We start from the raw sequence: 20,721 nt of genomic DNA, 5'->3' as shown, positions 1-20,721 counted from the left end.
GCCGACGAGATCAGGCCGCGTCGGCCTGGCCGTGTGCGATCGGCCTGGTGTGGTCGACCTTGCTGATGCTCAGGTAGACGACGACGGCGAGGATCGCGGCCAGGAACCCGAGGCTCGGGACGAGGGTGCCGAGCCCGAGGCCGCCCTCCGAGCGATCCATGGCGAGGAAGTCGCCGATGTTCGCCCCCAGCGGGCGGGTCAGGACGTAGGCGAACCAGAACGTGAGCACGGCATCGGCGCCGAACCGCCAGGCGGTGAGCGCGACGACACCGAGGCTGAGTGGGAGCAGCACCGAGATGCCTGGACCCCAGCCGGTCAGCTCGAGGGTCCAGTCGCCCAAGGCGGTGCCGAGGGCGAAGGTGACCAGCACGGTCAGCCAGTACCAGCCCTCGCGAGCGGGGGTGTTGATCGCGTGGATCGACAGGGTCCGCTCACGGGCGTACCAGACGCTGAAGACGGCAGCGAGCAGGACGGCGAAACCAGTGCTGCTGATCCACAGCGGAACGCCCTGCCCATCGGTCAGGTTGTCGGTCAGCAGCGTGCCCTCGACGCTGACCAGCACCACGGTGAGCCAGTAGATCCATGGCGTGTAGGCGCGGGCGCGGAACTGGAGCACGAGCGCCGCGGCCAGCAGGACGGCGAACAGGAGGGTCGTGTTGAGAAGCCCGAACCCGAGGGTCTCGTTGACGTAGTCGGCGAAGCTCTCGCCGACGCTGGTGCACAGGATCTTGATGACCCAGAACCAGACGGTGACCTCGGGAACCTTGTTCAGCAAGACCGTCCGGCGGTCGGCGAGCGCGGTCATGCGGTCACCTCCTCGGTCACCGGCGCGACGGCGGACGTGCCTGCAGCGAGCGGCCGTGCGGCGTCGGCGCGGGTCACGGTGAGGTAGGCGACCAGGAGCGCGAACAGCGCCACGCCCACGGCGGTCACCGGCCCGGTGCCCCAGTCCAGGCCGTACCGGGTGGCCATCCAGTCGGCGATGCTGGCGCCCAGGGGCCGGGTCAGCGCATACGCCGCCCAGAACGTGGCGACCGGAAGCGCGAGCGACCCGCCGCGCCTTGCGACCGACCAGACCGCGAGCGGAACCAGGATGAGAGCGGCGAAGAGCACGACCGACCAGGCGAACCCCAGGTGCAGGTCCTGCGCGGTGGTGTCCCCCAGCGCGGTGCCCAGACCAAACGTGATCAGCACGGTGCCCCAGTAGAACCGCTCCCGCCGGGGAGTGGTGATCGAGTGCACCGACAGGGTGCCTTCCGACCGCTTCCACCAGGCCAGCAGGCCGGCCAGGACCACGAGGTAGAGCAGGGTGTCGACGTAGTACGGCGTGCCGAGCACGACGTGCGGGCCGTCGGCGATCATCGTGCCGAAGACCGCGACCATGAGGACGGCCGCCCAATAGCGCACCGGGTGATACGCGTCGGCCCGCAGCTGCAGCCAGAGGACGACGGCGAAGCCGCCGACGCCCACCAGGCCGGCGACCACCAGGCTGTGAGTGCCCATGAAGTCGGCGGCGGTCTCACCGATTCCGGTGGTGAGCACCTTGACGATCCAGAAGACGAGGAAGACCTCGGGGACCTTCGCGCCCGCGAACACGCGGGTCTTGTCCGGAGGAGGGTTCATGGCCCGGACCATAGGCGGGCCCGCCTGACGCGAACCTGACTGGCGTCGGCCCGACGCCGCACCGATCCAACCCGGGACGAGCACGCCAACGCTCACTCATCCGAGTCGCGCCGAAACGTTCGCGGCCTGGGCGCACACCGAACCTTCCCGCATCACCCACGACGCCGCCGGTCACGGCCGCTAACGTCGCAGCCGTGGTCCGGAGACGGGCGCGCTAACCGCGTAGGCACCTCGAGGGCGTCCCTCGCGCACCGGCGTCGTCAACGTCCCGGAGCGATGGCCACGAGCGCGGCGCCCGCGAGAGGCGAGGTAGCCGATCATCACCGTGACGCGCAGCGCCGCGAGGACTCCCCGCGGCGCTGCGCCTGGTGATTCGGTCACAGCTGGATCGGTGCGCGGGCGATCGTCAGCAGCTGCGGCGCCGCCGGGGTGCAGCACCCGACCGCTGAGGCGCCGTCGGTGTCGTCGTAGAGGCCCGAGCCGCCGCACACCCCGGTGTCGGGCAGCACGAGGTCGACGCGCTCGGCCGCCTCGGCGTCGCCGGCGAGCATCGCGACGACGCTGCGCACCTGCTCGTACCCGGTCAAGGCCAAGAACGTCGGGGCACGGCCGTAGGACTTCATCCCGACCAGGTAGAGGTTCGGCTCCTGCGGGTGCGCGAGGTCCTTCGCGCCGGTGGCCTGCACCGACCCGCACGAGTGGATGTTGGGGTCGATCTCAGCCGCGATCGCCCGCGGCGCCTGCAGTGTGAGGTCGAGGTCGAGGCGCAGCTCGGACAGGAACGACAGGTCGGGACGAAATCCGGTGAGCACGACGACCACGTCGGCCGGGTCCAGCTTTCGCCCGTCCTCAGCCACGACGACCGCCTGGTCGCCGACCCGCTCGATGCTCTCCGTGCGGAAGCCCGTCACGACGCCGACGCGACCGGCATCGACGGCCTCTCGCGCCCGGATGCCTAGCGCGCCGCGCTGCGGGAGCTGGTCAGCAGCCCCGCCGCCGAACGTGCCTGCCACGGTGCCGCGGCGCAGCACCCAGGTGATCCGCGTGCCCGGGTGCTCACGGGCGATGCGGTCGAGCTCGATCACCGCGTTGAGCGACGAGTCGCCGGCGCCGACGACGACCGTGTGCTTGCCGGCGTGCCGGTGCGGCGCCGCACTGTCGGGGATGCCGTATGCGACGAGGTCGGCGTTGGCGTGCTCGCCCAGGGCGGGCAGCCCGTCCGCCCCGGCCGGGCTGGGCGTGCGCCACGTGCCCGACGCGTCGATCACGGCGCGCGCCTCGACGCGCAGCTCGGTCCCGGCGCGGTCGGTGACGTGGACGACGAACGGCTGCTCGCCGCGGCGGGCGTCGACCAGCCGGTCGCGGCCCTTGCGCGAGACCCCGGTGACGCGCGCGTCGTACCAGACCCGCTCGCCGAGGGCGTCGGCCAGCGGGGCGAGGTAGCGCCCTACCCAGTCGGCAGCGGTCGGGTACCCGGCGGTGGGAGCCTTCCAGCCGGTCGGCTCGAGCAGCCTCGCGCCGGCCTTGTCTACCAGCTCCGGCCACTCGGAGAACAGCCGCACATGCCCCCACTGCGCCACCGCCGACGCGGGGCCGCTCCCGGCCTCCAGCACCAACGGCTCCAGACCACGCTCCAGCAGGTGCGCCGCGGCGGCCAGGCCCTGCGGGCCAGCGCCGATCACCACGACAGGCAGGTCAAACATCGCTCCTCCTCGCATTCACGAACGTCGATGCGACATACCTTGGAGGTCAGATCGACAGATGTCAATACGTGGGCGAGGTCGGACCTCACTCGTGCCGTAGCCGTGCGAGTCATTGCCGGACGGACCGCACCGGACCGTCCGGCTCCCACGTACGGGCCTGCAGCTCACCCGCCAGCGCACGGACTCGGTCTCCCGCGGCGCGCCACCCGACCACCGGCTCGGCCCGGACGACGCCGCCTGCCGCGACCACCTCGACGATCCATGGCTTGCCGAACGCCATCCGTGCCAGGGCGAACGCGGGCAGGAGCAGAAGGAGCACAGCCAGTTCCCCGAGGAACAGCAGCAGGATCGCGACCAGCGGCAGCAAGATGACCACCGCGATGCCGAGCAGGATCACGGCAACGACCGGAAGGTCGCCGTCGAGGTCGAGGTCGGGGAAGTCCCAGGGCGAGGTGGATGTGGGGTCTACCTCGCGCATCCTGGGCCGCCACGGCAGCAGCCGACGATGCACGCGGAACGTGACGCCGCTCGGGGTCGTGACCTTCATGGCGCGAGGGTAGTGGTCAGCACCCAACGTGGTGGCGTGGAGGCCGAGATGCAGACACGACGCGCGGCCGCGCAGGCGGCGAGGCGGAGCGGATTCCGCTCGCCTCGTCGCGCCCTAGCGCACAGCCCGGGATGTGACTACGGTCACACCATGATGCGCCTCTTGAGCACGGCGAGGTCCGCCGGGCTGGCCCTGATCGCCGCTTTCGCGCTCGTCGGCTCCGTCGCGACAGCAGCGCCCGCCGCCCCCGCTGCCCCGGCCTCCCGCGTCGTCTACGACGCCCTCGGCGACTCGTACGCCTCCGGCTACGGCGTCCCGCCATACGGCCCCTGCGGCCGCTCCCAGAGCGCCTACGCCGTGCAGCTCGACGGACGCCAGCGCCTGAAGCTCGACGACTTCGTCGCCTGCGCGGGCGCCACCACGACCTCCCTGGTCAGCGGAGGCCAGCTCGCGGCGCTGGACGCCGACACCGACCTGGTGACCTTGACCATCGGCGGTAACGACATCGGCTGGTCGACGGCGGTCACCGCCTGCCTCGCCGGCACCGACGCCCAGTGTGCGGGCGCGACCGCCGTCGTCACCGGCCGCGCGACCGTCCAGCTGCCGGCCCTCCTCGACACGGTCTACGCCAAGGTCGCCGCGGCCGCCCCGAACGCTCACGTCGTGGTGACCGGCTACCCGAGGCTCTTCTCGCCCGAGTACGGCGCCTTCCTCGCCGCCTCCCCGGCGGAGCAGAGCGCGCTCAACGCCGGTGCTGACACGCTCGACGAGGTGATCGCCACCGCGGCCGCCCGCCACGGGTTCCAGTACGTCGACGTCCGCAAGCGCTTCGACGGCCACGGTGTGAACTCGCCGGACGCGTGGATCCTGGGGCCCTTCGACCCGGCTGCCTTCCACCCGAACGCCGACGGTTACGAGGCCTACACGGCCGCGGTGAACTCGGCGCTGGGTCCGGTCAAGCTGAGCTGAGCCGGGTCCACGGTGCGGGAGATCACCGACGGCTCGGCCCCTGGCAGCACCCTGGTCGTCAACGACAAGGTCCGTCGTCGAGCGCGTTCGCCGGCCGCGCGGTCGCCGCGGCCGTCCGCCCAGACCGCGGCCGGGACCGACCCGTGGCGGACCCGCGTCCCGAACCTCGTCGCCCTCCTGACCTTCGGCGCGGCGTTCGGCTACGTCGAGGCAGCGGTCGTCGTCTATCTGCGCCGCCTCCTCGGCGTGAGCATGACCTACGACGTCGGCCCATCCCGCACGCACCTGGACCTCGGCTTCATGTCCTTCGTCACGCCGACGACGCCGCCGCTCGTCTCGGCGGACATCACGCGCACGGAGACGTTGCGCGAGGCGGCGACGATCGTCATGCTCGCCGCGGTCGCGTGGCTCGCCGCACGCTCCTGGGCTCGGCGGTCCGGCGCATTCCTGGTCGCCTTCGCCACCTGGGACATCACGTACTACCTGTGGCTGCGCATGCTGGTGGGCTGGCCGCAGGGCTTGGGTACGAAGGACGTATTTTTCCTCATCCCGGTGACGTGGGTGGGGCCGGTCGCCACCCCGTTAGCGATCTCGACGGCGATGCTGCTCGTCGGAGCGTGGTTCTACCTTCGCCCCCGACCCCCCGGGCGCGCCGAGCCAGCCCCACCGCGTGACGCAGGCTCGCACTACGACGACTCGTCTGACGCCCGGGCCTGAATCTCGCGGATGATCGACGCGAGGGCTCCGGACGCGAGAAGACCAGGCCCCAGCGGTCCGGCGGAGTCCTCCCCAACGGGAGGTAGTCGTCGAAGCGCGGCTCTGGCCTCCGGGGTCAGGTGCTCGAGCTGCCACTGAACCGCATCGTGGACAGCCCCTGGTCTGATCGGGCGCCCCAAGCCCGGCAGCACGCGCGGCGTACGCTGCCGCGCCCAGCGCATGTGCGCCCATGTGAGCGACGGCTGCTGCTTGCGCGGCGGCGCGGGCGGCTGCCACTGCAGCCGGAGTCGCCACGTCCCGCGCGGCACGGCCGGCGACGAAACGACGACGGATCTCTCCGGCGGCATCGAGCTCCCCGCGACCAAAGGCCCGTGCTCGGGCGATGGCGTCATGCGGGCGATCATCGGTCGGCGCTTCCGCCTCGAACAGATGCACGACTCGCTCCGCGCAGTCGGCAGCCCAGATCGCGAGGTACCGACGGTCAGCCTCGCTCAAGGTTTGCGGAGAAGCCACAGCTGCAGCATGCCAACGCGCAGAGCCACAGGTTCAGGGATCGTGCTACCGCGCGTCGCGCGTCGACCCCCGCACCACGAGGTGGACGGGCGCCACGACGTGCTCCGCAGGGGCGCTGCCGTCCGCCATCCGCCGGTGCAGCAGCCCGACGGCGTGCTGCGCGACGCCTTGATGGTTGGGGTCGACCGAGGTGATCCCCGGAGGCACGCAGCGTGACACGTCGAGGTTGTCGAACCCGGCGAGCTGGACGTCGTCGGGGACGCGCAGCCGGCAGTCCGCGAGCGCCGCCACGGCGCCGAGGGCGATGACGTCCGTCGCCGCGAAGACCCCGTCGAACGGCAGGCCGGACGCGACGACGTCGTGGACGGCGTCGCGGGCCGCCTGCGACGAGAAGTTCGCGGTCGGCACGACATAGCGGTCGTCAACCGGCAGGCCCATCTCGCGGTGGGCGAGCTCCCACCCGCCCCGGCGGTCAGAGGTCATCATGTGCTCGCGCTCGAACGTGCACCCGAGGGCGAGGATGCGGCGTGACCCACGTTCGCACGATCGGCTTCGAAGTCCGCACGCGGTCGAGCTGCTCACGCTCGAGTCCGGCCACCGAGAGCAGCACGCCGTCGTAGAGCTGCAGCCGTGCGACGCTGAGCGACTCCATCTCATGCTCGGGGTTTGCGCTCGTCCGTTCGAGAACCAGGTGTCGCCCTTGGGCCTCGACCAGCGGAGCGATCTTGTCGGCGACGTCGCCGAAGTAGTCGTGGAAGCTCGGGACGATGAGTGCGATCGTGTCGGTCCGGCCGGCTCTAAGGTGTCGGGCCGTGAGGTTGACCTGGTAGCCGAGGGACTCGACCGCGGCCAGCACCCGAGCTCGGGTGGGCGCGCCGGCCTGGCGGCGCTCGTTGAGGACGTTCGACACCGTCATGATCGAGACGCCCGCCTCACGCGCGACATCCGACATGGTCACCATCGGCATCCCCCTGCGGCCATTGTGCCAGCCGAGCGACTTCCACCTTCCCGAGAACACCGAGCACGGCGCGGTGCTCCCCCTCACGAGGGCGGAGTGGGAACTGCTCGACGAGCGACAGCGTCGCGCGCCCTCACGCCACCGGGACCGTGAAGGCCACGCCGGCGTGCAGGTGCACCGTCCTGCTGGTCCGACCACCTTCGAGGCCGGGCAGGTCGAGGACGACGTCGCCAGATGCTCCCGCGTGGATCACGGCACGCGTCAGTGCACCGTCGTGCCATGCCAGGTCGAGTGCATGGCCGCCGCGGATGCGCAGCCCCCGCGCCTCACCCGACGGCCACTCTTCCGGGAGGGCCGGCAGGATCGCGATCGCGTCACCGTGCGACTGCACGAGGAGCTCGGCCATGCCGGCCACTGCGCCGAGGTTCCCGTCGATCTGGAACACGGCTCCCTCGGGCCAGCCCTCCAGCGGATGCAGGTCCAGCAGAGATTGCGAGGACAGCGGACCCACGAGCGTCGCCACGCTCCGTGCAGCCAGCTCACGGTCCCGCAGGCGTGCCGCGAGGCACAGCACCCACGCCTGGCTCCAGCCGGTGTAGCCCGAGCCCGCGGACAGCCGAAGGTCGAGCGCCGCGCGCGCGGCCGCGAGCTCGGCCTCCGAACCGGAGGACGTCAGGCGATCGCCCGGGAAGAGCCCGTACAGGTGCGAGAGGTGGCGGTGGCCGCGCTCCTCGGGATCGAGGTCGTCCGCCCACTCGGCCAGCCGGCCGTCGATCACCACCGGTCGCCGCAGCTTCTCCAGCGCGGTGCGCGCCTCGTCGACCAGCGCGGCGTCCGCTGCCTCGTCCCCGTGCTGGCCGAGCAGCTCGACGGTGCGCGTCAGGACCTGATGGGTTAGCTCCTGGTCCATGGCGCTGCCCCATGTCACAGCGAACGGCGCACCGTCGGCCAGGAACGCGTGCTCGGGCGAGCTCGACGGGCTGACGACGAGGCTCCCGTCGGTGTGCGGCACGAGCATGTCGAGCGCGAACGCGGCACAGGATCTCAGCAGGGGCAGCACGCGCGTGCGCATCAGGCCCGATGCCTCGGAACCGGGCGGGAGGAACGCATGGTGCTGCACCACGTGGTCGGCCAGCCACCATAGCGCCGAAGACCAGCTGACCCACTGCGGCAGTCCCGGCACAGGGTCCGTGAAGCGCCACAGGTCGGTGTTGTGGTGCACGCACGCCCCGCGCGCACCGTAGAGCCGCCGCGCTGTCTCCCCACCTGCGTCCAGCAGCTCGTCGACGAGGTCGAGCAGCGGCTCGTGCAGGTCTCCCAGGCCGACGAGCTCCGCGCCCCAGTAGCTCATCGGCAGGTTGATGTTCGTGGTGAGGTTGCAGCTCCACGCGGGCCGGGCGTCGGCGTTCCAGATCCCTTGGAGGTTCAGCGGCTGCGAGCCCGGGCGCGAGCCCGCGATGAGCAGGTATCGGCCGAGGTCGAAGTAGAGCTCTGACCTCTCGGCCTCGGGGTGACGACCCGCGGACGCGGAGAGGTCGAGGTCGCAGCGGCCGAATCGCACCTCGTGCTCACGCACATGCCGTTCCCGCAGGACGTCCACGTCGAGCGCGAGCGCGGTCTCCACCCGGCTGCGGGCGGCCGCAGCGAGCGTCGCGACATCGGCCGACGGACGCGCGGCCCAGCCACGGAACCCGCTCTCCGCGGAGACAACCAGACGCCCTCCCGCCGCGCTCGGGAGCCACGCGGCCACCAGAGCAAACCCCATCCCGGCGGCGACGAGGCCGTCGGCGTCGGGCGCGTCGTCCGGGTAGACGACGGGCTCGTCAGCCGGGACGTAGTGCGGAAGGACGTTCGCCGGCGCGCGGCCCGACATCGTCAGCCAGGTGACGCCGTCGCTCGCCTTCGACGTCGTGCGGACAGGGTGGGCACTCCCCAGGATCGGGACCGCCGTCGGCGCACCGGTCGCGGCGACGACGAGGACGCCGTCGACGGCAGAGATGTAGCTCTCGAGCCGCACGCCGTCGGCTGTCGTGACTGCGACAGCGGCCGCCAGGTCAAGGCTCCGCCGGTACCCGTGCGCCGGATAGTCCGCCGCGGGCCTCGTGTCGTAGCTCCACTCGATCCAGCCCAGGGGCTGGTATGCCTGCACCCACGACTGCGCCTGCATCGACCGGGCGAGCTCGTCGGCGCCGCGGTGGTCGCCTGCGGCGACTGCGGCACGCAGCCGAGACACCAGGTCCGGGCCGGGTCCGGAGGCTTTCCGAGCCGGTCCGCCGGACCAGAGCGTGTCGACGTTGAGGTCGATCCGTTCGGTCCGGCGCCGGCCGTGCATGGCGGCACCGAGCGTGCCGTTGCCGAGCATGAGGCAGTCGGCGAACCGTTCCGCCGGGCTGTCGATCTCCAGGACGTGACGCAAAGGAAACTCCCGTCCGAGGTGCCGAGACCTCATCATCTCGGTGGGCCCGAAGGGGTTGACGGCGCCCGCGGTTGATCCTACTTTAACGCTAAACCTCCTCGCAAAGTCCTGTCACCTCCAGACATCGAAACTATTTCGCACGCGCGACCCGGGCGCCTAAACTCCATCTGACGTGGGCGTAAGTCGCCTCATTCAACCCGAAACGTTTTCGAGGCGCAGGGGAGCCATGGCGACGCATCCGCCGCACAGGAGAGCCACTCTCGCCGACGTCGCTCAGCTTGCCGGCGTCTCCCAGGCCACCGTCTCCAAGGCGCTCAACGGACGCGCCGACATCGCGACGTCCACCCGTGCTCGGGTGCTGGACGCCGTGACCTCGCTCGGCTACCGGCCCACGACGGCGCGCGCTGCCGACACCCACCGCCGGGCCCTCGTCGTCGCCTTCGACATCCCCGCCTCGCCGTACATCATGAACGTCCTGCAGGGCGTGCTGGCCGCGGCCACGGACGCTCAGGTGGACCTGCTCACGCGGCTCGCCCCCGACGTCGGCCAGCGCATCGAGCGTACGTCCGCGCGTTCCTGGATAGCCGACCAGCGGGCCGCGGGCGCGATCGGGTTGGTCGGGCTCACGTTGTCCCGGCCGGACGCGCTGCTGGACGCGGCCGCCGAGGCGAGCCTGCCCTTCGTCATGGTGGACCCGGTCGACACGCAGCACGCGCGGATGGTCAGCGTGGCCTCGAGCAACTGGGCCGGGTCACGGGCCGCGGCTTCACACCTGATCGAGCTCGGGCACCGACGCATCGCGTGGATCGGCGGGCCCGACACCTCCACCGCTGCCCGCGACCGGTTCTACGGGTACCAAGCAGCGCTCGACGCCGCGGGGATCACCGTCGACCCCGAGCTGGTCCGCACCGACCAGTTCGACGTCGCCGCAGGTGCGCGGCACGCACGAGACCTGCTGAGCACGAGCGCGCCGCCGACCGCGATCATGGCGGCCGACGACGAGATCGCCGTCGGCATCCTCGCGACGGCGCACGAGCTCGGCGTGCGGGTGCCGCACCAGCTGAGCGTCATCGGCTTTGACGACACTCCGCAGGCCGCGTGGACGACTCCCCCGCTGACGACCGTCCACCAGCACCTCGACGGCATGGGCCGGATGGCCGTCGAGACCGCGCTCACGATGGCCTCGGGGGCGCTTCCCGCCTCCCGGCACACCGAGCTGGGCACGACGCTGGCGCTCCGTGACACGACCGCTGCCCCCGCGTGCGGTGCGCAATGTGAGTAACTAACATTTCAGAGATGGGCTTGCTCATGTCCCCCCGGGCCCTGCGCACCCGGGCGCGGATCCTGGACGTGGCGCTGGACCTGTTCGAGCGTCAGGGCTACGACACGACGACGACGGCGCAGATCGCCGCCGCCGCGGGCGTCACGCCCATGACGTTCTTCCGGCACTTCTCCACCAAGGCGGCGGTGCTGGTCTCCGACCCGTACGACCCGGTGATCGCCGAGCACGTCGGAGCGCAACCCGTCGGACTGCCGCCGCTGGATCGTACCCGTCGGGGGATGCTCGCGGCTCTGGTCATGATCGAGCCGGTCGAGGACGCGACGGCTCGCCGCCGGGTCGCGCTTCTCGCGGGAGAGCCCGCCTTGCGAGTCGCGGTCGCAGCCGGGACCGCGACGACGGAGAAGGTCATCGTCGAGCGGCTGGTCGCCGACGGCGCGGACCCGTTCGACGCGCGGGTCGCCGCGGCAGCGTGCCTGGCCGCAGCGACCGCCGCGATCCTCCTGCTGCCCGAGACGGGCGGCTCGCTCGCGGGAGCGGTCACCCGGGCTCTGGAGCAGCTTGGCGCCGAGGCGCCGTCGCGAGCGGTCCGATCATGAGTGCCGCGCTGCTGCTCGACGCCGTCACTCACAGGTTCGGCGGCCGCGTGGCACTCGACGGGTTCGCGGTCCAGGTCGACCCGGGCGAGGTGGTCGCGCTGGTCGGGCTCAACGGGGCGGGCAAGACGACCGCGCTCCGGGTGCTGGCGGGACGGGTGCGACCTGACGCGGGGACGGCGCGGGTACTTGGCAGCGACCCCGTGCACCTGTCGCGAAGTGCGGCCCTGCGGTTCGGCCACGTCGTCGACGCGCCGCTGGTCTATCCCGAGCTGACGGTCCGGGAGAACGCGCGCTGCGCCGCACTGCTCCACGGACTGCCACGATCCGACGTCAGCCGCGCCGTGGACGACGTCATCTTCCGCCTGGAACTGGACCCGTGGGCGGATGCGCCAGCGCGCGCACTGTCACAGGGCAACCGGCAGCGGCTGGGCGTCGCGACCGCCGTCGTCCACGCGCCCACAGCTCTCGTGCTCGACGAACCCACCAGCGCCCTGGACCCGCGCGGGGTGGTCATCGTGCGCGAGCTGGTGCGCGAGCTCGCGGCCGCCGGGTGCGCCGCGCTGGTCTCCAGCCACCACCTCGACGAGGTCGCCCGCGTGGCCGACCGCATCGTCGTCGTGCACGCCGGCCGGCAGATCGGGGCTCTGCCGCCCGGCGCCGCCGACCTCGAGCGCCGGTTCTTCGCGATGGCGCTGGCCGACGACGAACGCCGCAGCGCGACCGCTGCCCTCCGCGGAGACCGGTCATGACCGGCCCCCTCGCAACCGCGTGCGCGGTGGAGCTGCTCAAGCTCCGCCGGTCAGTGATCGCATTCGTCGTCACGCCGCTGATCGCGCTGGTTGTGCCTCTGGCGAGCTACGGCGCCGTCTGGTTGGCGCGCTCCCCAGACCTGCCCGGGACCGCCGCGGCGAAGTTCCAGCCGTTCGCGGACGGGCCGGTCGCCGTGGCGAACCTGAGCGTGTGCGGCCAGATCCTGTCGGTGGCCGTGCTCGGGGCATGCGGGTTCGCCGCGGCATGGTCGTACGGACGCGAGCTCACCGGCGGTACCGCGGGCGCGCTGTTCGGGCACGCGGTCCCCCGCCAGACGGTCGCGCTCGCCAAAGGGCTCGTGCTCCTCGCGTGGCTGGCCGGGTGCGTGCTCGTCGCCGTCGGGCTGTCCGCCGCCCTCAGCCGGCTCGGTGGCGGTACCTTCCCGCCCGAGGCGTGGTCCAGCGCCTGGACGGCACTCGCCGTGGGCTGGCTCGCCGTCGGGCTCGGGCTGCCGTTCGGCTGGGTCGCCACGATCGTGCGCAGCCCGTTCGCCACCGTGGGGATCTTGATCGGCCTTGTCGCCGTCACTCAGGTGATCGTGGTGCTCGGAGCCGGGACGTGGTTCCCGTACGCCGCCCCGTCGCTGTGGGCGGGCATGGGCGGCCCGGATGCGGCGGCGGCCGTACCGCCAGCCGCTCTTCTGCTCGCTGCAGCCTTGGCGCCGGCGGGTCTGGTCGTCGTCGTCCGCGCCTGGTCGAAGCTGACGAACGTGTGAGGAGCGACCTCCACAGTCATCGCCTCGCCGGTTGCGACGCCCCTACCATGACGCCGTGGCCCACTCGGGGAACCCTGCAGAGCTCGCGCCTTATGACCCTGCGTGGGCACGGCTCGCGGCGGACCAGCTCGCCTTCGCGCGTAGGCGCGCCCACGTCGCGAAGCCTCGTTCAGCGTGCTTGGAGAGCCGCGTCACGCACCCCAGTGCTCCCTGAGCACCTGCATCACCTGACGGTCATCCTGCAGGCGGTGACCGGGACCTTCGATGATCAGGTGCCGAGCGCAGGAAGCGACGAGCGCGTGGGCAGTCTCTTCGTAGAGCGGGCTCCACCCTGCGGTGATGACCAGCGTCCTTGCGGGCAGGTTCGGTTTGGGCCGGAGCCCGACGCCCCACAGGGGATGCAGAGCACGGAGCCGGCTGACGCTGGCCTGCAGAGCTTCGTCTGGCAGATCTGGAGGCTCCGCACCCATCCCAGCGGCGAAGAGCCGCGAGAAGTCGTGCACGGACACGGATGTGTCGTTCGCGACCGCGAACACGGGAGTCATCGCCGCAACGTGCTCCTCGACCGCGGGCATCCCGCGCGCCACGTCGAAGCACGCCGGCTCAAGAAGCGCAAGCGAATGGACTAGCGAGGGGTCCTTCTGAGCGGCCAGCAACGCTGCGTTCGCGCCGTACGAGTGCGCGACCACGTGCCCGCCATCTCGGTCACGCAACCACTCGAGAAGGCGTTGCGCATCCCGGGCCGCATCGTCGGCGACCCCGAGGCGCGGGAGGAAGAACCAGCCCACCTCGGCCACTGCCACCTGATGCGGCCATGCGTCGGCCCCCTCTTTGCCCGCTCCGTGAACGAACACCACGTCCATTCGACGAATGGTGCCGTATGTCCGGTCCAGAGCAAGCAGAATGCGCGTCGGTGGACTGGCCCGCTCTACGCGAAATCCGCTGGCAGAAACCCGGCACCACCTGCCAGCATGCCTCCCGTGGCAGACGACGCCGAGGCGCTCGCGGACGCGAACAGACAGGTCAGCCCCGTCACGACCTCGCCGTCGATCGGCCGGCGTCTCGCCGCCGGCGTCGCCGAGCGCTTCCGCCGTCGTCAGGTCGCCGCGTCGCAGATGGTGCGGCTGACGCCCTACGCCGGGGCGCCGCTGGTGACGGTCACGGTTCTCGTCCACCTGCTGGCCGGTGCGGCGCCGGTGGTCTTCATGGTGGCGACGGCGGTCGCCTTGCCGGGGGTGCTGGCCGGGGCGATGCCCTTGGCCTTGTGGGTCGCCGTTGCCGCGTTCCTGCTCCAGCAGGTGCTGGCCCCGGTCCAGCTCGTGCTCTCGCGCGAGATCGCCCGGCATGTGGACACCGCGTGCATCTCTCGGCTGACCGGGTTTGCGCTGGGCGAAGCGACGCTCGCGGGTCTGGAGCGTCCGGACGTGGCCGATCGGCTCAACCAGGTCGACGAGGCGTTCGAGCAGTGGACGCTCACGCCGGGTGCAGCGCTGGAGGGCGGCCTTGCGCTGATCGCTCGGTACACCCAGCTCGTCGGGGCCGTGGCGGTGCTCGGGTGGGCCGCCGGCCCGTGGGCGATGGTCGCGGGAGCGCTCGTCGCGGTCGTCGCGCGCACCGGCCAGGCGGAGGCGTTCCATCAGTGGGGTTCGCTCATCCGGTCGTTCCAACCCGCGCGGCGGCGCGTGGCCTATGTCCGCGAGCTGGCGACCAGCACGCGCGCGGCGAAGGAGATCCGTGCGCTGGGGCTCCTGGAATGGTTGGAGGACCGGCACCAGGCGGAGACACGCACCTGGCTGGACCCGATGTGGTTCTGGCGCAGGCGCATCTACGGCGCGCCGTTCCTCGCCTACGCCGCCGTGGCCCTGGTGGGCTCGGCGGTCGCGCTGCTGCTGGTCGCCGACGGCGGTGCGTCCGACGCGGCGGCGCGCCTCGTCGCCGTGAGCCTCTCGGTGCAGGCGGTCGTGCTGTGCTGCCGGTTCGGCGTCATGTTCCCGGAGTCCGACATCAAGCTCGTCTACGGCCGCAGCGCGTTCACGGCGCTGGAGGAGCTGGAGCACACCCTGCGTCAGCAGGCGGGGCCTCCGCGCGCGGCGACCTCAACGCCGGGCGCCGTCGTCGCACCGTCCGGCCAGATCGCCTTCCACGGCGTGGAGTTCGCCTACCGCGCGGGCGTGCCCGTGCTCGACGGGCTGGACCTGGTGCTTCCGGCCGGGACGTCGACGGCCCTGATCGGCGTGAACGGTGCGGGCAAGACGACGCTCGTCAAGCTGCTCGCGGGCATCTACACGCCCGACGGCGGTCGCGTGCGCGTCGACGGCACGGACCTGCGGTCGATGGACCAGGACCAGTGGCAGCGGCACTTCGCGGTCACGTTCCAAGACTTCCTGCGTTACGAGCTGACGCTCCGCGACAACGTCGCCATGGGCGCCATCGACCACCGCGCCGACGACGCCGGGATTCGCGAGGTGCTGGACCGCGTCGGTCTCGATGACCTGCTGGAACGGCTGCCGGGCGGGCTCGAGACGCCGCTGACGCGGTCGGTCGAGGGCGGCCGCGAGCTGTCGGGCGGGCAGTGGCAGCGACTCGCGCTCGCCCGGGCACTGTTCGCGGTGCGCCACGGGGCATCGGTGCTCGTCCTGGACGAGCCGACCGCCCAGCTCGACGCCCGTGGCGAGGCGGAGTTCTACGACACCTTCCTCGAGCTGACCCGTGGCGTGACGAGCCTGGTGATCTCGCACCGCTTCTCGACCGTCCGCAACGCCGACCGGATCGTCGTGCTCGACGACGGCCGAATCACGGAGTCGGGCACCCACGACGAGCTCGTCGGCCTCGGCGGTGTGTACGCCCGGATGTTCGAGGTCCAGGCCAAGCGGTTCGCGGCGGCGGACCCGATCAAGGAGGCGCAGCCGTGAACGAGGTCGTGTTCTGCCTGAGCCGGCTGTTCTCCCTCGCCTGGTCGCTGGACCGGCGGCGGTTCGTCGCCGGCGCCGGGCTGCTCCTGGCGGGGGCGGTCGCCACGCCGGTCATCGGGCTCGCGTCGGGACGGCTTGTCGACGCGGTGCACGCCTCCGCCGGCGACGCCGCCGGCCATGCAGTCGGCTGGGGCCTTGTGCTCGCCATCGCCCTGGTCGGTGAGCTGATGCTCGGCCACTTCGCCCACCTGTACTACTTCGAGCTCGCCGAGCTGACCGAGGAGCGGTTCAACCGCGACCTGCTCCAGATCGTCAACGGCAGCCCGTACCTCGACCAGACAGACGACCCCGCGTTCGCCGACCGGGTCGACCTGCTGCGGCAGGACGTCATGCAGATGCGGACCACCGTCCAGTTCGGGCTCCAGCTCGGCGCGACCGCCGTCCAGATCCTCCTGACGGCGGTGCTGCTGGTCACGCTGTCTCCGTGGCTCCTGCTCCTGCTCGCCGCGGCCGCCGTGCCCGTCGTCGTCGGCAAGCGTGCGGAGGCCAGGTTCCAGGCCACGCGCGAGGAACAGGCGACGACGACGCGCGGTATCCGGCACCTGCGGCGGCTGGCGACCAGCCCCGCGTCGCAGAAGGAGATCCGCCTGTCGGGCGGCGGCGGCTACCTGCTCGGGCGGCAGCGCACGCTGCTCGAGGCCTACGGCACCGCGATGGCCCGCGCCGACCGGCGGTACGCGCTGCTGCGCGGCGCCGGGCAGCTCGCCTTCGGCGTCGCGTACGTCGGCGCGGTGGTCTGGGCGTTCGAGCTGGCCCGTCAGGGCCGCGCGAGCGCCGGCGACGTCGTGCTCATCGTCGTCCTCGCGACGCAGCTCAGCGGCCAGATGGCCAACGGCGTCGAGCTGCTCGGCTCCGTCCACCGCGCCGCCGCCGGGCTGCGCCGATTCATTGCCCTGCGGGCCGAGCAGGACGCGCACGCCGACGGCCGGCAGGGCATCGCGCTCGACGGCGAGCGCGGCCGCGGGCTACGGCTCGAGGCGCTCCGCTTCCGTTACCCCGGCGCGCAGGCAGACGTTCTCTGCGGCATCGACCTCGAGCTGCCTGGCGGCGCCTCGGTCGCCGTCGTCGGCGAGAACGGCGCGGGCAAGAGCACGCTCCTCAAGCTGCTCACCGGCCTGTACCGCCCCACGGCAGGGCGCATCCTCGTCGACGGGGCCGACCTCGCCGGGCTGTCCCCCGACGCCTGGCGGCAGCGGACTGCCGCCTTGTTCCAGGACTTCGCGCGCGTCGAGCTTGCCCTGCGCGACAGCGTCGGCATCGGCGACCTCACCCACGTCGACCAGGACGCCGGCGTGCGCGGGGCGCTCGTCCGCGCCCGTGCCGACGAGCTCGGCGAGACCATCGGACTGGACGCGGTCATCGGCTCCGGCTACGCCGACGGCCGCGACCTGTCCGGCGGCCAGTGGCAGACGGTGGGGTTCGCCCGCACGCTCATGCGCACGACGCCGCTGCTGCTCGTCCTGGACGAGCCCGCCTCGGCCCTCGACGCCCTTGCCGAGCAACGGCTCGTCGACGCCTACCAGGAGACGGCGCGAGAGGTCGCGGCCACCGTCGGCGGCGTCACGGTGTTCGTCACCCATCGGCTGTCGACCGTCCGGCTCGCAGACCACATCGTGGTGCTCGACGCCGGGACGGTCGCGGAGCAGGGGACGCACGAGGAGCTGCTCGCGGCAGGCGGCCGGTACGCGCAGCTGTGGGCGATGCAGGCGCGCGCCTACTCCTGAACCTGTCCGCCGCCTCCGGAACCTATGGCGTGTCGCTAAGAGGACGTCTCACGTGGTCGTCTGGCTCTACGCCGCCTTCGTCGCACTCGCCGCCACCATCACCGCATTCAAGAAGCTCCAGGCCACCACGCGAGACATCCTCTAGGGCGGCGCCCTTGGTCGAACCTGCCGGCCCCACCTGGAGACGTCGGCACGGAACAGCCTCTTCGAGCCGCGAGATCCCGCTCTCGATCTCCGCTTCGCACGCCCGGCATGCGCCTTCGATGTTCTCCAGGGCCGGATGCTCGCTCCAAGCGTGTCCACACTCGGAACACAGCCGCCCTGTCCGGTCGGTCCGGCCGACGTACGCCGCGAGGGTGACGATGCCGACGAACTGGAGGAAAGCGAGAGCGACCGTCGACCACGGCCGACCTCCCGACTCATCCCACTGGACCGCCATCCACAGCACGACCAGGAATGGCACCACCCGAACCCAGAGTCCAGGTCGCCCGCTCAGCTTCGCCAAATGCTTCAGCCCGCCGACGAACGTAAGGCCGTCATGGCGAGCTTCGGCCATTGGCTCGTTCACGGTGGGTCCGCCTCTCTGGGCCTGCTCGATGGCGGGCCGGAAGGGCTCGCGGCTGCCGGAGTCATGTCAGCGCGGTCCCGAGAGGGAACCGTGGGATGTGCGTTCGCTTCGGGGTCAGGCCAGCCGCCAAGGTGGCCGAGCCAGGCGACGGCCAGCCAGGGACCAGTGATCCTGAACTCCACTCCTTGACCGGTGATGGTCGCGACACAGCGGTCTGCCGGTCCAAGCCGCTGGTCGTCAGGAGCGAGTTGCACGAGCCGGTAAGCGGCGACGTCCAAATCGATACGACGCGGCACGCCGGGGGGAGTGATCCAGGCCGCGGTGGCGCTCATTCGAAGCCACGCGGGGTCCGCGTACTTGCTGGGGACCCACGCCGCGTTCCCATCGACCACCTTGCAGGCGAACCCGCAGATCTCCTCATGCGGATCGCGCGGCAGCCGCTTGCGCGACACCGCATTTGGCGGGCGACCTGTGATACGCCACCAGTCGTGTTCGCTGCGAGGTCGATCACCACGCCAAGTGTCCAGGCAATCCCGCGGAGCACGTTACGCGCCAGCCTCAGACCTCGGGATCGCTTGCTCGGCGGCTGCCAGGCCACGACGTCGCAGATGCGTGGCTGACGGCTCATTGCTCGCCTCCGTCTCTGTCCTGGGCTACGACGGGCCGAAATGGGCACGCGGTCGCCGTCATCGTGCCAGTTCTCGCCTCAGGCACACCACAGTTACAAGCGCGTCCTGACACACGTCTGGGCGGGTTCAAGCGGTCAGCGCAACAATCCGACGTGCCGTCATCCTTGCGCGGTGCTCGGATCGGGTCCTCCCTCAGGCCGTCCGGTGTCATCGCTCCCCTCGCGGGGCGCGGAGGCCGCACCCCGGCCTGGATCACCGGCTACCGCCGCCTGACCATCCGCTACGAACGCCACGCCAAGCTCTACACCGCCTTCGTCGCACTCGCCGCCACCATCACTGCATTCAAGAAACTACAGGCGGGCGTCTCGTCTCCCTGGATCCATTCCGGTTCGCCTCGCATGCGGCCAAGAGCCCGCCGCCCGTCTTCCCCGATTCCTTACGGGCCTCCGCGTAGGTGGCGGCGTCGACGATCATGACGTGACCTTATGGAAGGGCTCGCGGCCACACTCCACCGGATCACCAGCAGCTTTAGCAACACGACCTAGCCGTTCACCGTAGCCGCGTAGAGCTGCAGCGCGCCGCTGCGGGCGTCGTTCCAGAGCAGGTGGAAGGCGTCGCCGGCAGCGGCGATCGCCTGGTAGTCGCCGATCCACCACGCCCCGTGCTTGCCGCCGGTGGTGGGCGTGCGCGGGTCGAACGGCGCACTTGTCACGATCACCGGATCCTGGAACTCCAGCCCCTGGCCTGACGACACCAGCAGCACGTGGTCCACGCGACCGTCGGTGAGAGCGAACGCCGACACCCCGATCCGGCCGCTCGCGTCCACCGCGATGTTGGGCTGGAAGTAGGTGGCGCCGTCGGACGGCGTCGCCGCGACGGGCTGGCTCCAGTGGCGCCCGCCGTCCTGCGAGCGCACGACGACGATGTCCGAGTGCGCGGAGCCCGACTTCCGCTGCGGGAACGCCACGTAGATCGCGTCGCCCGACGGCGACACCGCGACCGTCGGGCCGCTGTTGGCCTGCACGCCGCCCGGCAGCGTGATGACGGACGACTCGGAGCCCAGGTGGGCGGGCGCGCCGAAGGTCTCCCCGCCGTCGGTCGAGCACACGGCCGTGACCTCGCCGACGAAGTCCCCGGACGGGTCCTGGCTGGTCGTCCAGTCGCACACCGCGCACACGAGCCCGCCGCTGCCGGCGGCCAGCTCGGGCCCCGGGCTGGCCATCGTCTGGACGGTGGCGTCGGGGAGGATCCGGCGGGGCGCCCCGAAGGTGCGCCCGCCGTCGGTGGACCGGGCCAGGTCGAGTGCCGTCTTCGACGTCCCGGCGCCCCACGCGACGTAGACGTCCTGGTCGCCCGAGGTGGCCACCCAGGGGTGGTCGCAGAACTGGTTCTGCAGGACGGTGACCGGATCCGCGAACGTGCGGCCGCCGTCGTCGGTGGCCCACACGAACACGGCCCGTCCGCCGGCGTAGGAGGTGGCGCACAGGTAGCCACGACCCTGCGCGCCGAAGGCGACCGTGACGTCGTCGCCGTTCGCCCCCACGGGGAGGCGGGGCACGCCGCCCGCGCGCCACGTCGCGCCGCCGTCGTCGGACAGGTACGTCGCGAGGAACTCCGGGTCGCTCGACGGCGACACCTGGCACGCGGCGAGGAGCCTGCTCGGGCTCGTCGGGTCGACGGCGACCGTGGGCTCGATGTGCACGCCGTAGTCGTCGGCGCTGACCAGCACGTTCGCGCCCGCGGTCAGGGGCGACGCCGTCACGGGCGGCGCCGTCATGCGGGCCGAGGGGGTCCCCGTCGCGGCGGTCGACGGCGACCGAGCGCCCTCGCACGCGGCGAGCAGCGTGAGGGTGGCCGCCGCGGCCCCGCCGCGCAGCACGGTCCGGCGGGACAACGGTTCGAGGCTCACTCCGCGCTCCTCACGTGTGGCTGCCCGTCGGTAGTACAGGTCAGCGCTCTGCCGGAGCGCTCGGTCCGCT

Annotated in this window: 17 protein-coding genes and 1 pseudogene; 8 read left to right on the top strand and 10 right to left on the bottom strand. The window is 71.7% G+C overall.

All coding sequences use genetic code 11. The annotated features are described in order from the left end of the window. Window positions 1–10 precede the first annotated feature (10 nt). The 4 genes from ACO4JP_RS08470 to ACO4JP_RS08455 all read right to left on the bottom strand — a co-directional run bounded on the left by ACO4JP_RS08470 (window position 11) and on the right by ACO4JP_RS08455 (window position 3,873). Window positions 11–805, bottom strand: coding sequence for a hypothetical protein (locus ACO4JP_RS08470; RefSeq protein ID WP_425956936.1), 795 nt, complete (start codon window positions 803–805; stop codon window positions 11–13). Further along, entirely contained in the window at window positions 802–1,623 is an 822-nt protein-coding gene (locus ACO4JP_RS08465) for a hypothetical protein (protein WP_425956935.1), read from the bottom strand. The genes ACO4JP_RS08470 and ACO4JP_RS08465 overlap by 4 nt, the downstream gene beginning before the upstream one ends. A 377-nt stretch (window positions 1,624–2,000) precedes the next feature. Then, window positions 2,001–3,326, bottom strand: coding sequence for an NAD(P)-binding domain-containing protein (locus ACO4JP_RS08460; RefSeq protein WP_425956934.1), 1,326 nt, complete (start codon window positions 3,324–3,326; stop codon window positions 2,001–2,003). A gap of 109 nt (window positions 3,327–3,435) precedes the next feature. Further along, entirely contained in the window at window positions 3,436–3,873 is a 438-nt protein-coding gene (locus tag ACO4JP_RS08455; RefSeq protein ID WP_425956933.1) for a hypothetical protein, read from the bottom strand. Between the two features lie 150 nt (window positions 3,874–4,023). Between ACO4JP_RS08455 and ACO4JP_RS08450 the strand changes: the two genes are divergently transcribed. After that, window positions 4,024–4,842: an SGNH/GDSL hydrolase family protein gene (locus tag ACO4JP_RS08450; RefSeq protein WP_425956932.1), complete on the top strand. Its 819-nt coding sequence runs from the start codon at window positions 4,024–4,026 to the stop codon at window positions 4,840–4,842. Window positions 4,843–4,854: 12 nt separating this feature from the next. Continuing rightward, window positions 4,855–5,559: a hypothetical protein gene (locus ACO4JP_RS08445; protein WP_425956931.1), complete on the top strand. Its 705-nt coding sequence runs from the start codon at window positions 4,855–4,857 to the stop codon at window positions 5,557–5,559. A 225-nt stretch (window positions 5,560–5,784) separates the two neighbouring features. Here the strand turns inward: ACO4JP_RS08445 and ACO4JP_RS08440 are convergent. The 4 genes and pseudogenes from ACO4JP_RS08440 to ACO4JP_RS08425 all read right to left on the bottom strand — a co-directional run. Continuing rightward, window positions 5,785–6,072 (bottom strand): annotated as a pseudogene (locus ACO4JP_RS08440) (putative immunity protein); the annotation flags it as partial. Window positions 6,073–6,117: 45 nt separating this feature from the next. Further along, a complete protein-coding gene (locus ACO4JP_RS08435; RefSeq protein ID WP_425956930.1) occupies window positions 6,118–6,555 on the bottom strand; it encodes a LacI family DNA-binding transcriptional regulator in 438 nt (145 codons plus the stop codon). Beyond that, entirely contained in the window at window positions 6,545–7,024 is a 480-nt protein-coding gene (locus tag ACO4JP_RS08430) for a LacI family DNA-binding transcriptional regulator (protein WP_425957075.1), read from the bottom strand. The genes ACO4JP_RS08435 and ACO4JP_RS08430 overlap by 11 nt, the downstream gene beginning before the upstream one ends. A gap of 139 nt (window positions 7,025–7,163) precedes the next feature. Continuing rightward, window positions 7,164–9,446, bottom strand: coding sequence for a glycosyl hydrolase family 95 catalytic domain-containing protein (locus ACO4JP_RS08425; protein ID WP_425956929.1), 2,283 nt, complete (start codon window positions 9,444–9,446; stop codon window positions 7,164–7,166). 226 nt (window positions 9,447–9,672) lie between these two features. Between ACO4JP_RS08425 and ACO4JP_RS08420 the strand changes: the two genes are divergently transcribed. Genes ACO4JP_RS08420 through ACO4JP_RS08405 form a run of 4 tightly spaced genes read left to right on the top strand, consistent with a single transcriptional unit; the run spans window position 9,673 to window position 12,849 of the window. After that, window positions 9,673–10,728, top strand: coding sequence for a LacI family DNA-binding transcriptional regulator (locus ACO4JP_RS08420; protein ID WP_425956928.1), 1,056 nt, complete (start codon window positions 9,673–9,675; stop codon window positions 10,726–10,728). A gap of 14 nt (window positions 10,729–10,742) precedes the next feature. Continuing rightward, window positions 10,743–11,324, top strand: a complete 582-nt coding sequence (locus ACO4JP_RS08415; protein WP_425956927.1) for a TetR/AcrR family transcriptional regulator — start codon at window positions 10,743–10,745, stop codon at window positions 11,322–11,324. Beyond that, window positions 11,321–12,073: an ABC transporter ATP-binding protein gene (locus ACO4JP_RS08410; protein ID WP_425956926.1), complete on the top strand. Its 753-nt coding sequence runs from the start codon at window positions 11,321–11,323 to the stop codon at window positions 12,071–12,073. The genes ACO4JP_RS08415 and ACO4JP_RS08410 overlap by 4 nt, the downstream gene beginning before the upstream one ends. Beyond that, complete coding sequence (locus ACO4JP_RS08405; RefSeq protein ID WP_425956925.1) at window positions 12,070–12,849, top strand: ABC transporter permease; 780 nt, start codon at window positions 12,070–12,072, stop codon at window positions 12,847–12,849. Before ACO4JP_RS08410 ends, ACO4JP_RS08405 begins: the two co-directional genes overlap by 4 nt. Window positions 12,850–13,040: 191 nt before the next feature. Here the strand turns inward: ACO4JP_RS08405 and ACO4JP_RS08400 are convergent, their stop codons facing one another. Beyond that, the gene (locus ACO4JP_RS08400) at window positions 13,041–13,712 is read right to left on the bottom strand and encodes an alpha/beta hydrolase (RefSeq protein WP_425956924.1); all 672 of its coding nucleotides are present in this window, start codon (window positions 13,710–13,712) and stop codon (window positions 13,041–13,043) included. A gap of 117 nt (window positions 13,713–13,829) precedes the next feature. On the opposite strand from ACO4JP_RS08400, the gene ACO4JP_RS08395 reads away from it, so the two are divergent. Both ACO4JP_RS08395 and ACO4JP_RS08390 read left to right on the top strand, forming a co-directional pair. Beyond that, complete coding sequence (locus ACO4JP_RS08395; protein ID WP_425956923.1) at window positions 13,830–15,761, top strand: ABC transporter ATP-binding protein; 1,932 nt, start codon at window positions 13,830–13,832, stop codon at window positions 15,759–15,761. Beyond that, window positions 15,758–17,545, top strand: coding sequence for an ABC transporter ATP-binding protein (locus ACO4JP_RS08390; protein WP_425956922.1), 1,788 nt, complete (start codon window positions 15,758–15,760; stop codon window positions 17,543–17,545). Before ACO4JP_RS08395 ends, ACO4JP_RS08390 begins: the two co-directional genes overlap by 4 nt. 1,738 nt (window positions 17,546–19,283) lie before the next feature. Here the strand turns inward: ACO4JP_RS08390 and ACO4JP_RS08385 are convergent. Continuing rightward, window positions 19,284–20,651: a sialidase family protein gene (locus tag ACO4JP_RS08385; protein WP_425956921.1), complete on the bottom strand. Its 1,368-nt coding sequence runs from the start codon at window positions 20,649–20,651 to the stop codon at window positions 19,284–19,286. Between the last annotated feature and the right edge of the window lie 70 nt (window positions 20,652–20,721).

Origin of the sequence: Xylanimonas sp. McL0601 (assembly GCF_049852175.1) — a bacterium.
Classification (GTDB): domain Bacteria; phylum Actinomycetota; class Actinomycetes; order Actinomycetales; family Cellulomonadaceae; genus Xylanimonas.
The sequence above is the reverse complement of the archived record's forward strand: the minus strand, read 5'-3'. Positions and strand labels throughout refer to the sequence as shown.

Excerpts from the sequence above, each read along its gene's own strand:
- ACO4JP_RS08470 (WP_425956936.1), bottom strand. The coding sequence starts at position 805 with ATGACCGCGCTCGCCGACCGCCGGACGGTCTTGCTGAACAAGGTTCCC.
- ACO4JP_RS08465 (WP_425956935.1), bottom strand. The coding sequence starts at position 1,623 with ATGAACCCTCCTCCGGACAAGACCCGCGTGTTCGCGGGCGCGAAGGTC.
- ACO4JP_RS08460 (WP_425956934.1), bottom strand. The coding sequence starts at position 3,326 with ATGTTTGACCTGCCTGTCGTGGTGATCGGCGCTGGCCCGCAGGGCCTG.
- ACO4JP_RS08455 (WP_425956933.1), bottom strand. The coding sequence starts at position 3,873 with ATGAAGGTCACGACCCCGAGCGGCGTCACGTTCCGCGTGCATCGTCGG.
- ACO4JP_RS08450 (WP_425956932.1), top strand. The coding sequence starts at position 4,024 with ATGATGCGCCTCTTGAGCACGGCGAGGTCCGCCGGGCTGGCCCTGATC.
- ACO4JP_RS08435 (WP_425956930.1), bottom strand. The coding sequence starts at position 6,555 with ATGACCTCTGACCGCCGGGGCGGGTGGGAGCTCGCCCACCGCGAGATG.
- ACO4JP_RS08430 (WP_425957075.1), bottom strand. The coding sequence starts at position 7,024 with ATGTCGGATGTCGCGCGTGAGGCGGGCGTCTCGATCATGACGGTGTCG.
- ACO4JP_RS08420 (WP_425956928.1), top strand. The coding sequence starts at position 9,673 with ATGGCGACGCATCCGCCGCACAGGAGAGCCACTCTCGCCGACGTCGCT.
- ACO4JP_RS08415 (WP_425956927.1), top strand. The coding sequence starts at position 10,743 with ATGGGCTTGCTCATGTCCCCCCGGGCCCTGCGCACCCGGGCGCGGATC.
- ACO4JP_RS08410 (WP_425956926.1), top strand. The coding sequence starts at position 11,321 with ATGAGTGCCGCGCTGCTGCTCGACGCCGTCACTCACAGGTTCGGCGGC.
- ACO4JP_RS08405 (WP_425956925.1), top strand. The coding sequence starts at position 12,070 with ATGACCGGCCCCCTCGCAACCGCGTGCGCGGTGGAGCTGCTCAAGCTC.
- ACO4JP_RS08400 (WP_425956924.1), bottom strand. The coding sequence starts at position 13,712 with ATGGACGTGGTGTTCGTTCACGGAGCGGGCAAAGAGGGGGCCGACGCA.